Genomic DNA, 16,735 nt, shown 5'->3' on the forward strand with positions numbered 1-16,735 from the left:
CCCAGCAGAAGTTGGGACGCCGCAGTTTCTTGGGGGCGGCAGTACGAGGTGAAATAGACCTATGAGACATGGGTTTCGTTTGGGAGATTTTGATCCGGAGCAGCCGCAGGATGCGGTTTTCGGAGGCAAGGACAGCTTGGATGGACCGCCAAGCGATGACCGTCGTTTGATGCGTGAAGCCAAGCGCCGTATGGGGCGATTGTCCCTGCGCAAGAGCAAAACGCCAGCACTCTCAAATGTAGACCGTGCCATGCTGCGCAACGCCCCTGACCTTGTGTCGGCAGAAAAACGTGCCTTGGCGGAGCCGGAGATGGCTGATTGGCGCAGACGCTGGCCGCGCCCGCGTCTCTTGGCGCTGATTGTGGTGATCACACTGGCAGCCGTGGTGCCTTCGGTGGCCATGCGTCTGATGATCTGGCTGGTGATCATGCTGTTGCTGACCGCCGTGCTTCTGGGGCCGGAACGCGCCCGGGATGCGGTGCAGGCGGTGGCGATTCACTTTGCCCATGTCTGGGGGCGGGAGATCGGCCTGCTGCGCAAGCTTCTGGCACGCAGCGACTCCTGAACCTAAATCCTAGCGGGAACGCCGCGCGGCGCTTGCATCTTCCGGGTGGTGCGACACCGGAGTTGCCACATTTTTTCCCAAGTTTGACCGCATCAATGTCGTGATGGCCTTTGATTTTAGAGGGCTACCGCACCCTCTGTTTGGTGCACTGGTGATCTAGTAAAGCAGGGTAGAGAGATGAGTGAAGATCTGACACTTGCACGGCCCAAGAAACCGAATCAATTCGGCGAGGATATCATTCAGCCGGGCGAGCCCTACACAGACGCGACCTTGGACACCATTCGCGCCTTGTTGGCGGAATCCAATCCGGTGCCGGAAGCCAAACCCCTTTCACCAAGCAACCCCTTTGCAGCCCGACCGCAATACACTGGTGCAGGCTATGAGCCGCCCGTGCGTGCCGCGCCGCAGCCGTCCACGGAACGTGTGGCGCAGGTTGCAGCGGAGCCGCAATCAAGCGCGCCGCAAGCGCCTGAGCCCATCTATCCGGACCCTTACATCGACAACCTTCAGCCCGTGAAACGCAGCTGGCGCAAAATCGAGGTGGTGGAGGGCCGCACCGGGCGCAGCCTGCGCCGCGTGGTCACCTCTCCGCGCATGATTTCTTTCATGTTTCTGTGCAGCGTGGTGATCTGGCAGCCCTGGTTCATTCCGATGCTGATCCTCAGTGTGATCTCTGCGGTGCTGCTGATCGGCGCGCTGATTGGCCAGGACCGCATGGCGCGGATCGTGCTCTATATGCTGAAACGCTATGTCTGGGCCGATCAGTCCCGCGCACGCTTCCTGCAACGGATTTTGCCACGCCGCTGGCATGGCATTCTCAACCGCCCTGTGACGGAGGCCGATGCATGGGACGGGTTGGTGGATCCGAGCTTTGAAGCACGGCTGGCACGTATCAGAGGCTAAGCCCCAACCAATTGCCTGCGCATTGCCCCCGCTTGGGCCTTGAAATTGCCGCAAGCCCCAAGTATGTCAGCCTTTGATCAAGGCAAAGAAGAAGCGTCATGGCGAAAACCAATCCGATCACCTTTATTCAGCAAGTCCGCGCGGAAGTTTCCAAAGTGGTCTGGCCGACCCGTCGCGAAGTGCTGTTGACCACTGTGATGGTCTTCATCATGGCAGCGCTGACAGCGGCCTTCTTCTCGCTGGTGGACATTCTGATCCGCTCCGGCTTGCAAGGCATTCTGGCGCTTTTCGGCTAATCCCCACAGGCCTTCGCTCGCCGGTTGTCCCTTGAATTGAGCGGGCAAGGGCGGTAGGGACTGCTTCTACAAGATGCATGGCGTGTGGCGATTCGAGTTGCACGCCGATTTTTTGTTCCTGATAGTCTGATTTGAGACTTCGAACATAAACGACACTCCGGCCAGACGCCGGCAAGGACGGGAAGAACAACAGATGGCGAAACGGTGGTATTCGGTTAGCGTGCTTTCGAACTTCGAAAAGAAGGTCGCCGAAACAATTCGCACGTCGGTCGAAGAGCAGGGGCTTGAGGACCAGATTGACGAAGTGCTGGTGCCGACCGAAGAAGTGATCGAAGTGCGTCGCGGCAAGAAAGTGACCACCGAGCGCCGCTTTATGCCGGGCTACGTGCTGGTTCACATGGAAATGAGCGACCAGGGCTATCACCTGATCAACTCCATCAACCGCGTCACCGGCTTCCTCGGCCCACAAGGCCGCCCGATGCCAATGCGCGACGCCGAAGTTCAGGGCATCCTGGGCCGCGTTGAGGAAGGCGAAGCCGCACCGAAGCTGATGATCAGCTTTGAAGTGGGCGAGAAGGTCAAGGTCAACGACGGTCCGTTTGAAGACTTCGACGGTATGGTTGAGGAAGTGGACGAAGAGAACCAGCGCCTGAAGGTGACGGTCTCCATCTTCGGCCGTGAGACCCCGGTTGAGCTGGAATACACGCAGGTGACCAAGCAGATGTAAGCTGCTGCACTTTGCAGAGATAAAAAAGCCCCGCATCCGGTGATGCGGGGCTTTTTCTTTGTCTGGTGGTTGCCTGAGCACAGGTCATCGTCCGACAAATCTGCAACGACTGTATCGGGGCGCTTAGGCCAGCCCGCGACCCTGGGTGGGGGTAAAGCCCCCTCCCATGGGGAGGGTCGGGGGCTGGTCGGCTTCGCCTCCTGTGCGTCGGTGGCGATCGTGTGTTTCAGATTTTAAGGACGACGCCCTAGGCTTCGATCATGTCCACGCGGGTGGCGTGGCGGCCGCCTTCGAACTCGGTGGAGAGGAAGGCATCTACGATCTCAAGCGCGAGGCCTTCGCCCACCACGCGTGCGCCAAGCGACAGCATGTTGGCATTGTTGTGCGCGCGGATCATCGCGGCGGAGAACGTGTCAGAGCAGACACCGCAGCGGATGCCTTTGACCTTGTTGGCAGCCATCATGATGCCTTGGCCGGTGCCGCAAAGGATGATGCCAAGATCCGCTTCGCCAGCGACAACGCGCTCGGCAGCGGCTTGGCCGTGTTTGGGGTAGTGGGTGCTTTCGGTGGTGGTCGGGCCGATGTCGAGCACCTCATAGCCTTGGGCAGAGATGTGGTCGGCCACTGCGCGGCGCAGATCAATGGCGGCGTGGTCGCTGGAAAGCACGATGCGTTTGTTGGATGTCATGAGGGAGCCTCAGAAGGTTGCGGAGGAGATGGAGTGCGGCGCGCTTGAAGCAGGTGAGGCGGGGTTTGTCAAATTTGAGCTGAATTGGGCTGGGGCGCACAGATCATAATTCTCTAGAGGTCGATGATCTTGGTTTTCTTGGCGTACGAGGCCTGAAGCTGTTGATTATCCAGTTAGACTATGGTCCCAACCGCATTGAAAATGCCATGTTGACCGCCCATTTTTACATAATGGAAAACAATCAGCGGCTACTTTTACATGTAGAAACCATATACGCGAAGCATCTTGAATTGTTCCGGCACTCGGATGACTTTGTGCAGCAGCGCACTACTCAATTTGCTACTACAAATACAATTCTCGTGGCAGCTTACGGTGTTCTTTTGGGGGTCGCCTACGAAGCAAGTCCGCTTGCAGCAAACTCTAAACTCTTACTGTCTCTGGCGATAATTTTGTCCGCAGTTGGGGTCTTTTATTCATACGTTTGGTACTGCTCTTATAAGCGCAGCGCCGCCTATAGAAAGATCCATCGAGACACGTTGAAAGAACTGGATAGCTATATTTTAGAGTTGCAGCCCGAGCTAAAGTTGCCTCGCCGAATTCTCATCGGCCCTTTTCAATTGCGCCATGATATTATGTACTTAGGTAAGTCTTATCCAATAGGCAGCGAAAGCGAAACTACACAGATCGGTCGGTTTGAAACAAAGAGAACGTTTTTCAATGTGGAGTCGATTCCTTTGTTTTCGCTTTTTCTCTGGCTATCGTTTTGCGGAATCGCGGTTTGGTTGATCCTTCGCTAAAGCTCTTTCAAAATGATGTCCCATTGAAGCTCTGGGAATAGAAGTCTTAGGCGGTAATCAGATACTCAGAGTCAGTCTCGCCTATTTATTTGAACCCCTTGCCAACGCCCTAAAACAGGCGTAAACGCCGCCTCTATCGTCTTCGGGCGAGATTCTCTCGTGGGAGGTCTTGGGCATCGCGATGCACAGATCGGACCACGCAACACAAACCGGGCAGATCGCGTTCTGCCTATGTTGAAAGGAAAACCAAATGGCTAAGAAGCTTGCTGGTACAATGAAGCTGCAGGTTCCTGCAGGTCAAGCCAACCCGTCCCCGCCCGTAGGTCCGGCGCTGGGTCAGCGCGGCATCAACATCATGGAATTCTGTAAGGCGTTCAACGCCAAGACACAGGACATGGAGCCAGGTGCGCCTTGCCCAACCGTGATCACCTACTATCAGGACAAGTCCTTCACCATGGACATCAAGACGCCACCTGCGTCTTACTACCTGAAGAAGGCTGCCAAGCTGAAATCCGGTGCAAACCTGCCAGGTCGTGAGACCGTAGGTTCCGTGACCGCTGCCCAGGTGAAAGAAATCGCCGAAGCGAAAATGAAAGACCTGAACGCAAACGACATCGATGCTGCAATGCAGATCATCCTTGGTTCCGCGCGTTCCATGGGCATCGAGGTGAAGTAATGGCGAAACTTGGTAAGCGTACTGCCGCCGCGCGTGAAGCGTTCGCAGGCAAAGAGAACCTGAGCGTCGAAGAAGCTGTTGCACTGGTCAAAGGTGCGGCGACTGCAAAATTCGACGAGACCGTTGAAATCGCTGTTCAGCTGGGTGTTGACCCACGTCACGCAGACCAGATGGTCCGTGGCGTTGTTGGTCTGCCTAACGGCACCGGCAAAGACGTGCGCGTTGCAGTATTTGCACGCGGTGCAAAAGCTGAAGAAGCACAAGCAGCAGGTGCCGACATCGTTGGCGCAGAAGACCTGATGGAAACCGTTCAAGGCGGCACCATCGACTTCGATCGCTGCATCGCGACCCCTGACATGATGCCTGTTGTTGGCCGTCTGGGTAAAGTGCTTGGCCCACGTAACCTGATGCCAAACCCAAAAGTTGGCACCGTGACCATGGACGTTGCTGACGCTGTCAAAAACGCCAAGGGCGGCGAAGTTCAGTTCAAAGTGGAAAAAGCCGGTGTTGTACACGCAGGTGTTGGCAAAGTGTCTTTTGACGAAGGCAAGCTGGTTGAGAACGTAAAAGCCTTCATGGGCGCAGTTCTGAAAGCCAAGCCTGCTGGCGCAAAAGGTGCCTACGTGAAGAAAGTTGCTCTGTCCTCCACCATGGGCCCAGGCGTGACCATCTCCGTGGACGCCGCTGCTTCTGAGTAAGCGCAACACTTTGCAGAAGAATTTGAGGGCGTCCCGGTTGGGGCGCCCTTTTTCGTGGACAGGCGGCGCCCTGCAGGATGTATTGCGCAGCGAAGGTGGCGCCTCACCGAATGGTAACCCAAGCGGTGCATGATGAGGTCACATAAAGGGAACGACAGCCTGAAGGTCGATGTGACAGAGAGCAACGCCGAAAGACTTCTGATTTATGCGCCGGTGCCGCTTTACCGGGCGGAGGGGCAGTTGTTTCTGGAGGATCAGGCGCGGGTTGGCTTGCGTCTCTGGGCGGATAATTTTGCCACTGTGGCCGCGATGATGCCGGTGATTGATGCACCACCACCCGTGGGATGGAGCGCATATCAGCCCGCCGACCTTGATCGGGTGGCGCTGCATCCGCTGCCTGCGGCCTATTCCCTGGCTGGCTTTGCAAGGCGTTACCCCGCCACGCGCCACAAGATCCAGTCGCTGATCAAAGAGGCGGATGTCCTGTCCTTTGCCATTGGCGGGCTTTTGGGGGACTGGGGCGCGGTGGCGTGTTTCACTGCCAAAAGCGCCGGACGTCGCTTTGCGGTCTGGACTGATCGGGTGGAAAGCGAAGTGACCCGCCTGACCGCCACGCAAGGCCCGTTGAGGACCCGGCTGCGCAAGCGGCTGACCGCGGGGCCGATGTGGGCGCTTGAGAAAGCGGTGATCCGGCGCGCGGATCTGGGGTTGTTTCACGGGCGGGAGACCTTTGACACCTACGCGCCTTTTAATCGCAATCCCCATGTGGTGCATGACATTCTGCTCGACCGCAGTTTTCAGATCGACACGTCGTGTTTTCAGGCCAAGCAGAGCGCCCTGCAGCAGGGGGCGCTGCAGATCGTTTATGCCGGGCGCGCGGATGCGATGAAGGGGCCGCTGGAGTGGCTCAGCGTTTTACAGGCGCTCCGCGACGCGGGTGTGGCGTTTCACGCCAGCTGGCTGGGTGGTGGTCCCATGCTCGAAGAGATGCGGCGTGCGGTGGTCAAGACGGGGCTTGAGGCGCTGGTCTCCTTGCCGGGCTTTGTGCAGGACCGCGAGGTGGTGATGGCCGCCCTACGGCGTGCGCATATCTTCCTGTTTTGCCACAAAACCCCGGAAAGCCCGCGCTGTCTGATCGAGGCGCTGATGTCGGGCACTCCGATTGTCGGCTATGACGGCGCCTATCCGCGCGAGCTGGCGGCCGCCCATGGCGGCGGACGCTTTGTGCCGCGTGGCGATGTGCAGGCGCTGTCAAAAACGGTGAAGACCCTGGCCCAGCAGCCCGAGGCGCTTCTGACCCTGCAGGCAAATGCCCGGCAGGACGGGCAGGCCTTTGATCAGGACAGCGTGTTCCGCCACCGCAGCGCGATTTTGAAGCAGGCCTTGGGCGGGGTGTGACCCTGCAAGCACCGCTTTCTTCTGGACATGTGCGTTTTCTCGCGATGTAGTTGAAACCATTAGAACAACCGGCGGACAGCGCTGGTGGAAGTGACTTTTGGGGGAGCGGGATATTGAAACGCATTTTGACCGTGGCAGCTCTGTGGCTGGCCAGCGCGGAAGTGGCGGCTGCAGATTGTGCTGAGGCGCGCAGCATCTGGGGAGATGTGAAAGACAGCGGCTCGGCGCAGGTTTTTGAGGAATATCTCTCGTTTTTTGGGGATTGCGCGATCTATTCGGGATTGGCGCGGGAAAAGCTGGCGGCTTTGGGCAACGTCCAGCCCTCAGCGCCGGTCTCCGCACCGGAACATGACCCGGAACCCGCGGTGGCCGAAAATGACGAAGGGCAGCTCACGGACTGGGAGGTGTTTGAAATCGAAAACGCCTGTATGCGTGCCGCCATCGCCCCTCTGCATGTCGAGGATTACATGGGCAGGGCCTGGGATGACATCGTCACCGAAGAAGCGCTTGCCGCCTGCGCTCCGGTGATGGATTTGGACGATCCGGACCCAGAGGCCATGGCGGCCTATGGCCGGGCGCTGATGAAGGCTGAGGACTACAAGGAGGCGGCGGATGTGAGTCTGGCCGCAGCCATGCTGGGCAGTGGGCTTGGGGCCAACAATCTGGGCGTGCTCTATGAAGACGGAAACGGTGTACCGCAGGATTATGGTGACGCGCTGCTCTATTACACCATCGCGGCAGATTACGGCTCTCCTTTCGGGCACATAAACGTCGGGGATCTCTATCGGGATGGCAAAGGCGTTTCTGTGGATGCCGCGCGGGCCATAGAGGCCTATGAGGCTGCGGCCGACTTGGAGTATGGACCTGCCTTTGAGCGCATCGGCGACCTCTACCGGGATGGGGACATTGTGCCACAAAGCAGCTCGAAGGCGATCTATGCCTACAGCTCGGCCCATGAGCTGGGGGAATACGCCTGCGGTAATGAGATTGCCTATATCTATGAAACGGGTCAGGGAGATCAGCCGCAAAATGAAAGTGAAGCCTTCAGTTGGTATCTTGATGTGCTGCTGAAAGGTGTCACCGAGGAATGGGCGACCTATCGCGCAGGGCGCATGATGCTGGACGGGCGCGGCGTTGAGGCGGATGAGGAAAAGGCGCGAAACTGGTTTGCCCTTGGCGCGCACGGTGGCCATGCGCCGAGCCAGCGGGAGCTTGGCCGTCTGTTGCACCGTTGGGGTGAAATTGATGAGGCGGAGACCTGGCTGCGTCAGGCGGCGGATCAGAACGATGAGGATGCGCAGGCTTTGCTGGCGATCTGGTTCTGAGGCGTCAGCGCAACGCGCGTCTGCGGCACAGCGGCTCTGAGCGGACCGCTTGTTTTTGGACAAATTTCAAATGGCCAAGCGCGGGTTTGAAGGCCATGCGCCGGTCATCGCGCGCCATGTAATCCAGGATCCGGTAGATGTTGATCGGCTGCTGTTTGATCAGCGCAAGGATGCGCTCCTGCGCCTCCTCAGGCGGGTAGCTGTCGATCAGCACGCAGGCGCTTTGGGTGGGGGTCAGGATGTAGAAATTCTGCGGCCTGCGTTTGGTGAAATGGGTGGCGTTGAACGGGGATTCGCCAAGCGCGCGGAACTTGGGCATGACCATCTGCATGTCCGCCGTGGTGTGCGCGATGACATGACCGGTGATCTGCTCAAACCCCAGCGGTTTCAGCTTCTGCATCACATGGCTGCGCATGGGGCCGGCCAGAGCATCAACGTCGGCGCGGTCATATCTGAGATCGTCAAACACCGAAATGATCTGCAGATCCCAGTCGACCACATAGAGATAGGGATCCTGATCGAGCACCTGCAGGCTGTCTTTGAGCTCAGTAAGACTTGGTACCGCAGTTGAGGCTTCCGCGCCGCGTGAGGGCGGGGCGGCGGGCGCTGATGCAAAGGCGGAGGTGATCCGCCTGATAAAGCTGCTGGCAAAGCTGCGCGTGGTCATGGGCGTCGTTCTCCTGCTCAGAGGGTAGCACAGATTTCATACGGCGCGGGGCAGGGGGCGGCTCACTTTACCGGCAGGGCGCGCGGTTTTGCGTCATCCCTTGATCGCGCCGTTTCGTATGCGCATCTAAGAGATGAGAGAATTGCCTCAGGAGGGCCAGCCATGTTGCAGGAAAAGCGGAAAGATCTGGATGCGGAGAAGCTCAAGAAGCTGCTGCAGCGGCTGGTGTCTGAGCTGAGCGGGCTTTATCCGGATCTTTATTATCAGCCCACCAGCGAAGTCGCCGCCCTGATCCTGCGCCATGTGGCGGGGGAGGCAAAGCTCAACGCCGATGAGCACGCCTTGCTCAATCCGCTCAGTCAGCGTGACGTTGAGGTGCTGCTGAGTTTGCATTGAGCGGGGCAGACCAGACGGCCTGAGAGTGGCAGTGTGCCACAAGGATCCCGGAGGCAGAGTCGCCTGCCTCCGGTTTTGCATTTATTGAGACATGCCGCCTTCGGTGGCGATTTGCTCTTCGACGTGGTCCTGATTGGTCACGGCGACACCGCGTGGCGGGAAGTCCTCAAAGGTGGTCAGGTGCTTCTGGACCAGTTTTGCCGCAGGACCGAAGGCCCACATTTTGTTGCCCATCCAGCGGGTGTACATGCCGGATTCATCTGCCGCTTTCTCGTAGGGATCGCGCCGCAGGTTGAAGAGCAGAGGCGCGTTGAGCTCCTCTTTGGGACCGGCCCAGCCTTGCGTCTGGACAGTGAAATGCGCTTTCCAGTCGCGGTAGCGCACCGCCTGAAGGTCTGGCCCTTCATAATAGATGATCTCATCGCGGTTGCTGTCGCCTTGTCCGGTGATCAGGGACATCTGATTGTAGCCGTCCAGATGCACCTGATAGCCTTCGTGGCCTTCCAGCAGACGCTCTGGCAGGTTGTCTGGGCCACCGGCTGCAGCAACAAGGGTGGGCATCCAGTCAAGGCCGTCAAAGATGCCGTTGCTCACCGTGCCTGCAGGCACTTTGCCGGGCCAACGGATGATGGCAGGCACGCGGAAGCCTCCTTCCCATGTGGTGCCTTTTTCGCCGTGAAACGGCGTTGTGCCGCCATCCGGCCAGGTCATGGTTTCAGGTCCATTGTCGGATGTGAAAACAACGATGGTGTTGTCGGCAATGTTGAGCGTGTCCAGATGCGCCAGGACCTTGCCGACATTGTCGTCGAGCTCTTTCATCACCACATCCTGCAGGCCGCGCCCGTCGCCGAGCATGGCTTCATATTCCGGGCTGAGGTGGGTCCAGACGTGGGCGCGCGCAGGGGCCATCCAGACAAAGAACGGCGTTTCGCTGTCCACGGCGCGGTTGATGAAATCCAGCGTGTGGGCTGTGACCTCGTCATCAAGCGTTTTCTGGCGTTCGGGCGGGGCCGGGCCGTCATCGACGATGCGCTGTTTGCCCACCGGGCCCCAGCGCGGATCGACGGTGTCATCCGCGGTCTCTGTGGCATAGGCGTGGATGATATTGCGCGGGCCAAAGGTGTCGTTGAAGGTCTGATCCTTGGGCCAGTCCGGGTCAGACGTATATTCCATCGCGTTCAGGTGGTAGAGCCAGCCCCAGTACTCATCAAAGCCTTTCACCGTTGGCAGGAATTTGTTCATGTCGCCAAGGTGGTTTTTACCAAACTGCCCTGTGGTGTATCCCAGCGCCTTGAGCATGTTTGCCAGCGTAGGGTCGTTTTCATTCAGACCTTTTTCAGGATCGCCCGGCAGACCCACCGTATGCATGCCGGTGCGCACCGGCAGCTGGCCGGTGATGAAAGCAGAGCGCCCCGCGGTGCAGCTGGGCTGGGCGTAGTAATCTGTCAGGCGCAGGCCGTCAGCAGCCAGTTGATCCAGATTGGGGGTCTGGATGCTTTTGACACCCTGATGGTAACTGCCAAGGCTGGCCCAGCCCACGTCATCGGCCATGATCACCAGAATGTTGGGTGGGGGCGTTTCTGCCCAGATCGGGCTGGCGTAGAGCGTGGCCGCAGCCACGGCACTGGCCGCCGCGAGAGACTTCAGTTGGTGCATTTTAGACCTCACACTGGTTAGACATCACGTAAAGCGTGTATCGTCGATGGTGTTTCTGCATAGCGATCAAGCATTTGATGCCGCAACGGGGCTTTACCCAGATTTCAGATTGTGAAACCTAGAGGTTGAAAACTGAAAGCAGGTGCGCCCGTATGATCCCCGAAAACGCATTGACCGCTTTTCTCGCTTTGGCTGAAAAAGGCAGTTTTCAGGGCGCAGCGCGCGCGATGGGCGTGTCAAACGCCTCTCTGTCCCGCTACATCAATCAGGCGGAACAGCACGTCGGGACACCGCTGTTTCACCGCAGTCGCAACAGCAGCACGCTGACACGTGCGGGGCAGGAGTTTCTGCCGATTGCAGAAGGCTTGCGTCAGGATCTCAACCGCTATGCCACCCATGTGGCCAAGCTGCGCGACAGAGGGCCGGGGGTGTTGCACATCGGCTGTGGCCCGCTGACCACCAGAACCTTGATACAGCCCGCGATCCGCGCGGTGCGCGCCGTTCTGCCTGATTTGCGGTTTAGGGTTCTGGTAAGCGCCTATGGCCGCCCCCTGGATTTATTGCAGGCCGGGCAGTTTGACATTTTCCTCGGGGATCTGACCTACACGCCTGAAGCCGACAATGTCGAGATCATGGTGATGCAGAAACGGGCGATCCAGTTTATGGCTCACCGTGATCATGCCATTCACGACGGTGGACCGCGCACACTGTCCGAGGTGTTTGCCTATCCGTTTGCCTCACCTTACTTGCACAAGCACTGGCGCAGCACGCTGACAAAAGCTCTGGGCGGAGATGTGCAGGCGGAGGCCACCGTGTCCGCGCTGCCGCAGATTGAAAGTGACGACTATCATCTGCTGACCGGGCTGCTCAGTGAGCCTGAGTATATTGTTGGCGGGGTGGCAGAGAGCTTTTCAGAGATCATGCCAACCGGTCAGGCAAAACCTGTGTCGATGGCGCAGGAGATCTCATGGAACATCTGCGCGGCACGGAAGGTGGAGAACACCTCCTTGGGGCTGGAGGCTTTCTGGGAGGCTTTGGCCGCACACAAGATATAAGCGCTATGGCGCACTCCTAACTTTCCCGTGCACAAACCAGCGCGCTCTTTCTAAAGGCCCGCTTGCGCTGGGGGCTCATCCTTTGGCTTTTTTTGGCGGAAGGGACGCGCCTGAGGCTCCAACAAACTCCACATCATGGTAGTGCGCGTTTAGGGGCAAGCGCACCGCGCGCTCCAGAATTTCAGGCAGTGTGACAGGCCGAAAGCCCCATTGATCCACGCCAACATTGATGCTGTTTCGTGAGCCGGCCCAGAGGTCATGGACATGGCCAAAGAGCTGTATGGCGCCTCGTCCAGATCCCGGGAAACTCAGCATAGGGTAGTGGCAGAGGGCCACTTCCTGCTGATCGTCTTCTATTTGGACCAGCTCGTGTTGCGTGGCCCAAGGCAGGGTGCGCACCACATCGTTGTCATGATTGCCGACAATCAGGTGCTTGCGACCGGGGATTGCATCAAACCAAGCTCTGAGTGTGCTTGCGTCGCGGTTCTTGCCGAAGGAAAAATCCCCCAAGAACCAAAAGTCGTCGTTTGCGTCGATACATGAGCACGCATCTATGAGCGCCTGATCCATCTCAGCCGTTGAGGCGAATGGGCGATTGCAGTTTTCAATCACCCTCAACAGACCGAGATGCCAGTCTCCGCTATACCAATTTGTCATACTGTCACCCGCGACTGCCTTGAGGGATGTTATAGGGCATTGATTGAGGGGTTGAGCAAGGTGGTTTATTTCGAGCGCAGTTACTCGACGGAGCGCTTGCAGCCCCTTTTCCGCATTCGCCGTCCCCTAACTTTCCTGTGGACAAACCCGCGCGCCCCTTCTAAAAGCCCGCTTGCCCACCTTGGGTGTCGCGTCAGCGATTCTTCTGAGGTGGCCTGTCCAAGACGGAGGGTTCCGGCAGCCGCCTGAATAATTCCTTCCCGAGATGGGGTAAGAGACAAGAATTCTAAGAAGGCCCTTTCCGGGCGCTTCGGCGATCTTGGTTCCCAACCCTTTGTTTGGACCTAAACGCATGCCGCTTTGCGGTGTGCAAAACTGAGCCGGGGTGCAAGCCCCATATTTGGAGTAAAACTGTGGATAGAGCACAAAAAGAGAAGGTGGTCGAGGAACTCGGCCAGATCTTTGAAAGCTCTGGCGTTGTAGTGGTTGCCCACTACGCGGGTCTCACGGTTGCTGACATGCAAGACCTGCGTGCACGTGCGCGTGACGCGGGTGGTGCAGTACGTGTCGCCAAGAACAGGCTCGCCAAGATCGCCCTGGAAGGCAAACCATGCGAGAGCATGGGTGACCTTCTGTCGGGTATGACCGTTCTGACCTATTCCGAGGACCCTGTGGCAGCCGCCAAAGTGGCCGAGGACTTCGCCAAGACGAACAAGAAGTTCGAAATCCTTGGCGGTGCAATGGGCGAGAACGCTCTGGACCGTGCCGGTGTTGAAGCCGTGTCGAAAATGCCTTCCCGCGACGAGCTTATCGCTCAGATCGCTGGCATGCTCGGCGCACCTGCTTCCAGCATCGCCGGTGCAATTGGCGCACCTGCTTCGAACATCGCATCCATCCTGTCTACCATCGAGGAAAAGGCAGAGGCTGCGTAAGCAACTTTTTGAACCGCGTAGGGTGAATGCCCAACGTTGGAACACATATCTGATAACGGAAAGAGTCTAAAATGGCTGATCTGAAAGCACTCGCAGAAAGCATCGTGGGTCTGACCCTGCTGGAAGCACAAGAACTGAAAACCATCCTCAAAGACGAGTATGGCATCGAACCAGCCGCCGGTGGCGCGGTTGTAATGGCAGCAGCTGGCGGCGACGCCGGTGGCGCAGCTGAAGAAGAGAAGACTGAATTCGACGTGATCCTGAAATCCGCAGGCGCATCGAAAATCAACGTCATCAAAGAAGTTCGCGGCATCACAGGCCTGGGCCTGAAAGAAGCCAAAGAGCTGGTCGAAGCTGGCGGCAAAGCAGTTAAAGAAGGCGTGTCCAAGGACGAAGCCGAAGACATCAAAGGCAAGCTGGAAGCAGCTGGCGCTGAAGTCGAAGTTAAGTAATTCGGTTTTTGACCGATTTGCTGCAGGCGTCCCATTCGGGGCGCCTGTTTTCGTTTGGGCAACCTGTTGCGGTCACCATTCATACGGCGTTAATCCCTTGGCTTTGGCCATCTAGCGGTTGCCATCAGGCGCACAATGGGCAATCACAGAACCGAGAGCGCCTGTCAAAAACAGCGCCAAGCAGCAAACCTGGCCTCCCGTTTTGCTTTTGGGGCCACAGATAAGAAGTCGACTATGAAACACTCCATTCCCCTGACGGCACTTCCTGAGAATACAGTTTTTGGCGCGGGCGATGTTTTCGTCCTGTTTGGTGAACTCTTCGGGCGCGGCTATGCGACAGGCCTGATCGAGGCGGCGAAGGCCGCTGGCATGGAGGTGATCGGCATCACCGTGGGGCGCCGCGAAGACGATGGGGCTCTGCGGGCGCTGACCGATGAGGAGCACGCAGCGGCGGAGGAGAACCTCGGCGGCAAGATCATCAACATTCCGCTGATGGCGGGCTTTGACATGGACGCGCCTGCCGGTGGCGAAACCCCGACCGACATGCTGGGCGATATGACGCTGGACAACTGGCAGGAGTACAAGCTCGACTGGGCCAAAGTGGACGCCTGCCGCGAGATCGGCACCGCGCGTTTCACCGAGGCGCTTGGCCGTGTGATGGCAGAGCTGGAAGGTCTGATCCCTGAGGGCAAGAACGTGTTCTTTGCCCACACCATGGCGGGCGGCATTCCGCGCGCAAAAGCGTTTCTGGCGATTGCCAACCGCATCTACAAAGGCCGTGGCGCACGTCACATGCCGTCTCAGGCGCTGATGGACAGCGATCTGGGCAAGCTGATCCTGCAGAACTTTGACGAGGTGACCGCCAACAGCTTTGGCCATCTGCTTGAGCAAAGTGCCGCGCTGCGCAGCAAGATCGAAGCGGGCGGCGGGCAGGTGCGTTACTCCGCATATGGCTACCACGGCACCCGTGTGCTGATCGACGGTGCCTATCAGTGGCAGACCTACACCAGCTACACGCAGGGCTATGCCAAGATGAATCTGGAAGCGTTTGCGCAGAAGGCATGGGAGCAGGGCGTGAAGGCGACCGTGTTCAACTGCCCTGAAATCCGCACCAACTCCTCTGACGTGTTTGCGGGGATCGAACTGTCGCTGGTGCCGCTGCTGGAAGCCTATCGCAAAGAGGGCGGTGGCGACTGGGTACAGGGTGTCTGGGATGAATGTCAGGCGCTGCTCAAAGAGGGCGAAACACTGGAAGCCATTCTGGAGACCGTTGGGGCCTATCAGCAGAACCCGGTGATGCAGTCCTTCTATAACTTTGAAGCCTGGCCGATGCAGAACAGCCCGGAGCAGGTCGAAATGACCGTGGGCACATCTGCTGACATCGTGGCGCTGCACAAGAACCGCAAAGAGCTGGTGAGTGACGTGCTGAGCGCCCATGTGGTGAGCGCAACCGGTGCCCTGATCTTTGGCGCATCCAGCAATGCGGATGGCCCTGTTCTGTGGCTCGACCACGATTTGGTGGCACAGCAGCTGATCGCTGCGAACAGCTGATCCTGCGCATTATCGCAAGCTTTTGGCAGGCGTCCTTCGGGGCGCCTGTTTTGCGTTTGAGCGGTGCCGCCTCGCAAACACGATTGTGTCAGTCCCTTGTTTTTTGCCGCCACTTCGCTGACGCTGCTGGGAAATTCCAGAAGAGACGCAGGAAAAGACGGAGAGTACAGCCACAAAAAGGAGCGGCGGAATGTGCGATATATGTGTGATCAATGCGGTCAAAGACAAAATGCTGTCGCGGCGGGAGTTCTTCCGCGCGGGCGCGGCGGCAGGGGCGGTTGCCGCTGTCGGGGCGGCCAGCGCAACCCCGGTGCGGGCGCATAATCACGGGGGCATCACGGATCTGACCTACAGCCTGTCACCGGAGTTTCCCACCTGGGGCGGGGAGCCGGGCTTTGCGGCGGAGCAGGTCTTTAAGTTTGCCAAGGATGGCTTCAACCTGCTGAACCTCACGATCAACGAGCACACCGGCACCCATATCGACGCACCGCTGCATTTTTCCGCGGATGGCAATTCGGTGGACGAAATCCCCGTGGAAAATCTGATCGCACCGATCTGTGTGGTGGATATCGCGGCGCGTGCGGCGGAGGATGCGGACACCACGGTGACGCCGGATGATCTGAAGGCCTGGATCTCTGCCCATGGGGACATTCCGGACGGGGCCTGTGTGGCGATGCATTCGGGCTGGGGCGCACATGTGACCACGGAGAAATTCCGCAATTTTGACGGGCAGGCCCAGCACTATCCGGGCTTTCACGTGGAGGCGGCACAGATGCTGATGGAGGAGACCGGCGCGGCCTCGCTGGCGGTGGACACCCTGTCGCTGGATCCGGGCAATTCAGCGGATTTTGCCACCCATTACGCTTGGCTGCCGTCAAACCGGTTTGGCATCGAGAACATGGCCAATCTGGACAAGCTGCCAGCCTCGGGCGCGACCGTCTTTATCGGCGCGCCAAAGTTTGCCGGCGGTACCGGCGGTCCGGCCCGCATCATCGCGATGGTGTGACGCGGGATTTGGAGCTAAGCTACGCTACGACCCCATAGGGTGCCGCGCCCGATCTCGGGTGCGGCGCTCAGGTCGGCGGAGGCCTTTGTCCAAATGTCAAGCCCTGAGGGGTTGCAAAGGCACGGGCGATTCACTATTCGGTAGTCTCTTGCGGTTTCGAGCGATTCGGGGCCGCTTTTGCCCTATGCGGACACGTTGTGGCCGGAGTGGCGCGGACAGAATGGCGAATGAACAGCTAGGGCAGGGCATAGGGGCAGCAAACCCCGCGATCAGATCAGACTGACGGAAGT

At 58.5% G+C, this 16,735-nt stretch carries 19 protein-coding genes; 15 read left to right on the plus strand and 4 right to left on the minus strand.

The features are described 5' to 3' along the window. Nucleotides 1–61: 61 nt before the first annotated feature. From J7412_RS19515 to nusG, 4 genes are all read left to right on the plus strand, one after another. Nucleotides 62–565, plus strand: coding sequence for a hypothetical protein (locus tag J7412_RS19515; RefSeq protein ID WP_209080736.1), 504 nt, complete (start codon nt 62–64; stop codon nt 563–565). 177 nt (nt 566–742) lie between these two features. Then, nucleotides 743–1,468, plus strand: a complete 726-nt coding sequence (locus tag J7412_RS19520; protein WP_209080738.1) for a hypothetical protein — start codon at nt 743–745, stop codon at nt 1,466–1,468. Between the two features lie 98 nt (nt 1,469–1,566). Beyond that, complete coding sequence (gene secE, locus J7412_RS19525; RefSeq protein WP_209065879.1) at nt 1,567–1,764, plus strand: preprotein translocase subunit SecE; 198 nt, start codon at nt 1,567–1,569, stop codon at nt 1,762–1,764. Nucleotides 1,765–1,957: 193 nt separating this feature from the next. Beyond that, complete coding sequence (gene nusG, locus J7412_RS19530; RefSeq protein ID WP_209065880.1) at nt 1,958–2,491, plus strand: transcription termination/antitermination protein NusG; 534 nt, start codon at nt 1,958–1,960, stop codon at nt 2,489–2,491. Nucleotides 2,492–2,738: 247 nt separating this feature from the next. On the opposite strand, the gene rpiB is transcribed toward nusG, so the two are convergent. Further along, nucleotides 2,739–3,179 carry a ribose 5-phosphate isomerase B gene (gene rpiB, locus J7412_RS19535; RefSeq protein WP_209080740.1) on the minus strand — a complete coding sequence of 147 codons (441 nt, stop codon included), beginning with the start codon at nt 3,177–3,179 and terminating at the stop codon, nt 2,739–2,741. A gap of 161 nt (nt 3,180–3,340) precedes the next feature. On the opposite strand from rpiB, the gene J7412_RS19540 reads away from it, so the two are divergent. From J7412_RS19540 to J7412_RS19560, 5 genes are all read left to right on the plus strand, one after another. Next, the gene (locus J7412_RS19540; RefSeq protein WP_209080742.1) at nt 3,341–3,976 is read left to right on the plus strand and encodes a hypothetical protein; all 636 of its coding nucleotides are present in this window, start codon (nt 3,341–3,343) and stop codon (nt 3,974–3,976) included. Between the two features lie 250 nt (nt 3,977–4,226). Further along, nucleotides 4,227–4,652, plus strand: coding sequence for a 50S ribosomal protein L11 (gene rplK / locus J7412_RS19545; RefSeq protein ID WP_058239823.1), 426 nt, complete (start codon nt 4,227–4,229; stop codon nt 4,650–4,652). Continuing rightward, complete coding sequence (gene rplA / locus J7412_RS19550) at nt 4,652–5,350, plus strand: 50S ribosomal protein L1 (RefSeq protein WP_209065883.1); 699 nt, start codon at nt 4,652–4,654, stop codon at nt 5,348–5,350. The genes rplK and rplA overlap by 1 nt, the downstream gene beginning before the upstream one ends. A 132-nt stretch (nt 5,351–5,482) precedes the next feature. Next, nucleotides 5,483–6,748, plus strand: coding sequence for a glycosyltransferase (locus J7412_RS19555; protein WP_209080757.1), 1,266 nt, complete (start codon nt 5,483–5,485; stop codon nt 6,746–6,748). 113 nt (nt 6,749–6,861) lie between these two features. Beyond that, nucleotides 6,862–8,073, plus strand: a complete 1,212-nt coding sequence (locus J7412_RS19560) for a tetratricopeptide repeat protein (RefSeq protein WP_209080759.1) — start codon at nt 6,862–6,864, stop codon at nt 8,071–8,073. Between the two features lie 4 nt (nt 8,074–8,077). On the opposite strand, the gene J7412_RS19565 is transcribed toward J7412_RS19560, so the two are convergent. Further along, nucleotides 8,078–8,740: a hypothetical protein gene (locus J7412_RS19565; RefSeq protein ID WP_209080761.1), complete on the minus strand. Its 663-nt coding sequence runs from the start codon at nt 8,738–8,740 to the stop codon at nt 8,078–8,080. Nucleotides 8,741–8,902: 162 nt separating this feature from the next. Between J7412_RS19565 and J7412_RS19570 the strand changes: the two genes are divergently transcribed. Next, nucleotides 8,903–9,136 (plus strand): hypothetical protein, encoded by a 234-nt coding sequence (locus tag J7412_RS19570; RefSeq protein ID WP_209080762.1) that lies wholly within the window; start codon nt 8,903–8,905, stop codon nt 9,134–9,136. Nucleotides 9,137–9,217: 81 nt separating this feature from the next. Here the strand turns inward: J7412_RS19570 and J7412_RS19575 are convergent, their stop codons facing one another. Then, entirely contained in the window at nt 9,218–10,792 is a 1,575-nt protein-coding gene (locus tag J7412_RS19575) for an arylsulfatase (protein WP_209080764.1), read from the minus strand. A gap of 152 nt (nt 10,793–10,944) precedes the next feature. On the opposite strand from J7412_RS19575, the gene J7412_RS19580 reads away from it, so the two are divergent. Next, nucleotides 10,945–11,847, plus strand: coding sequence for a LysR family transcriptional regulator (locus J7412_RS19580; RefSeq protein ID WP_209080771.1), 903 nt, complete (start codon nt 10,945–10,947; stop codon nt 11,845–11,847). A 75-nt stretch (nt 11,848–11,922) separates the two neighbouring features. Here the strand turns inward: J7412_RS19580 and J7412_RS19585 are convergent, their stop codons facing one another. Continuing rightward, a complete protein-coding gene (locus J7412_RS19585) occupies nt 11,923–12,504 on the minus strand; it encodes a metallophosphoesterase (protein WP_209080773.1) in 582 nt (193 codons plus the stop codon). Between the two features lie 413 nt (nt 12,505–12,917). On the opposite strand from J7412_RS19585, the gene rplJ reads away from it, so the two are divergent. The 4 genes from rplJ to J7412_RS19605 all read left to right on the plus strand — a co-directional run bounded on the left by rplJ (nt 12,918) and on the right by J7412_RS19605 (nt 16,445). After that, nucleotides 12,918–13,436: a 50S ribosomal protein L10 gene (gene rplJ, locus J7412_RS19590; RefSeq protein ID WP_058239829.1), complete on the plus strand. Its 519-nt coding sequence runs from the start codon at nt 12,918–12,920 to the stop codon at nt 13,434–13,436. Between the two features lie 71 nt (nt 13,437–13,507). Next, nucleotides 13,508–13,888 (plus strand): 50S ribosomal protein L7/L12, encoded by a 381-nt coding sequence (rplL, locus tag J7412_RS19595; RefSeq protein WP_209065891.1) that lies wholly within the window; start codon nt 13,508–13,510, stop codon nt 13,886–13,888. 234 nt (nt 13,889–14,122) lie between these two features. Beyond that, the gene (locus tag J7412_RS19600) at nt 14,123–15,439 is read left to right on the plus strand and encodes a hypothetical protein (protein ID WP_209080781.1); all 1,317 of its coding nucleotides are present in this window, start codon (nt 14,123–14,125) and stop codon (nt 15,437–15,439) included. A gap of 190 nt (nt 15,440–15,629) precedes the next feature. Continuing rightward, the gene (locus J7412_RS19605) at nt 15,630–16,445 is read left to right on the plus strand and encodes a cyclase family protein (protein ID WP_209080790.1); all 816 of its coding nucleotides are present in this window, start codon (nt 15,630–15,632) and stop codon (nt 16,443–16,445) included. Nucleotides 16,446–16,735 lie beyond the last annotated feature (290 nt).

This window comes from Shimia sp. R9_3, from assembly GCF_017743755.1.
Classification (GTDB): Bacteria; Pseudomonadota; Alphaproteobacteria; order Rhodobacterales; family Rhodobacteraceae; genus Shimia.

Coding starts and splice junctions, on each gene's coding strand:
- J7412_RS19515 (WP_209080736.1), top strand. CDS start 62: ATGAGACATGGGTTTCGTTTGGGAGATTTTGATCCGGAGCAGCCGCAG.
- J7412_RS19520 (WP_209080738.1), top strand. CDS start 743: ATGAGTGAAGATCTGACACTTGCACGGCCCAAGAAACCGAATCAATTC.
- secE (WP_209065879.1), top strand. CDS start 1,567: ATGGCGAAAACCAATCCGATCACCTTTATTCAGCAAGTCCGCGCGGAA.
- nusG (WP_209065880.1), top strand. CDS start 1,958: ATGGCGAAACGGTGGTATTCGGTTAGCGTGCTTTCGAACTTCGAAAAG.
- rpiB (WP_209080740.1), bottom strand. CDS start 3,179: ATGACATCCAACAAACGCATCGTGCTTTCCAGCGACCACGCCGCCATT.
- rplK (WP_058239823.1), top strand. CDS start 4,227: ATGGCTAAGAAGCTTGCTGGTACAATGAAGCTGCAGGTTCCTGCAGGT.
- rplA (WP_209065883.1), top strand. CDS start 4,652: ATGGCGAAACTTGGTAAGCGTACTGCCGCCGCGCGTGAAGCGTTCGCA.
- J7412_RS19555 (WP_209080757.1), top strand. CDS start 5,483: ATGAGGTCACATAAAGGGAACGACAGCCTGAAGGTCGATGTGACAGAG.
- J7412_RS19565 (WP_209080761.1), bottom strand. CDS start 8,740: ATGACCACGCGCAGCTTTGCCAGCAGCTTTATCAGGCGGATCACCTCC.
- J7412_RS19570 (WP_209080762.1), top strand. CDS start 8,903: ATGTTGCAGGAAAAGCGGAAAGATCTGGATGCGGAGAAGCTCAAGAAG.
- J7412_RS19575 (WP_209080764.1), bottom strand. CDS start 10,792: ATGCACCAACTGAAGTCTCTCGCGGCGGCCAGTGCCGTGGCTGCGGCC.
- J7412_RS19580 (WP_209080771.1), top strand. CDS start 10,945: ATGATCCCCGAAAACGCATTGACCGCTTTTCTCGCTTTGGCTGAAAAA.
- J7412_RS19585 (WP_209080773.1), bottom strand. CDS start 12,504: ATGACAAATTGGTATAGCGGAGACTGGCATCTCGGTCTGTTGAGGGTG.
- rplL (WP_209065891.1), top strand. CDS start 13,508: ATGGCTGATCTGAAAGCACTCGCAGAAAGCATCGTGGGTCTGACCCTG.
- J7412_RS19600 (WP_209080781.1), top strand. CDS start 14,123: ATGAAACACTCCATTCCCCTGACGGCACTTCCTGAGAATACAGTTTTT.
- J7412_RS19605 (WP_209080790.1), top strand. CDS start 15,630: ATGTGCGATATATGTGTGATCAATGCGGTCAAAGACAAAATGCTGTCG.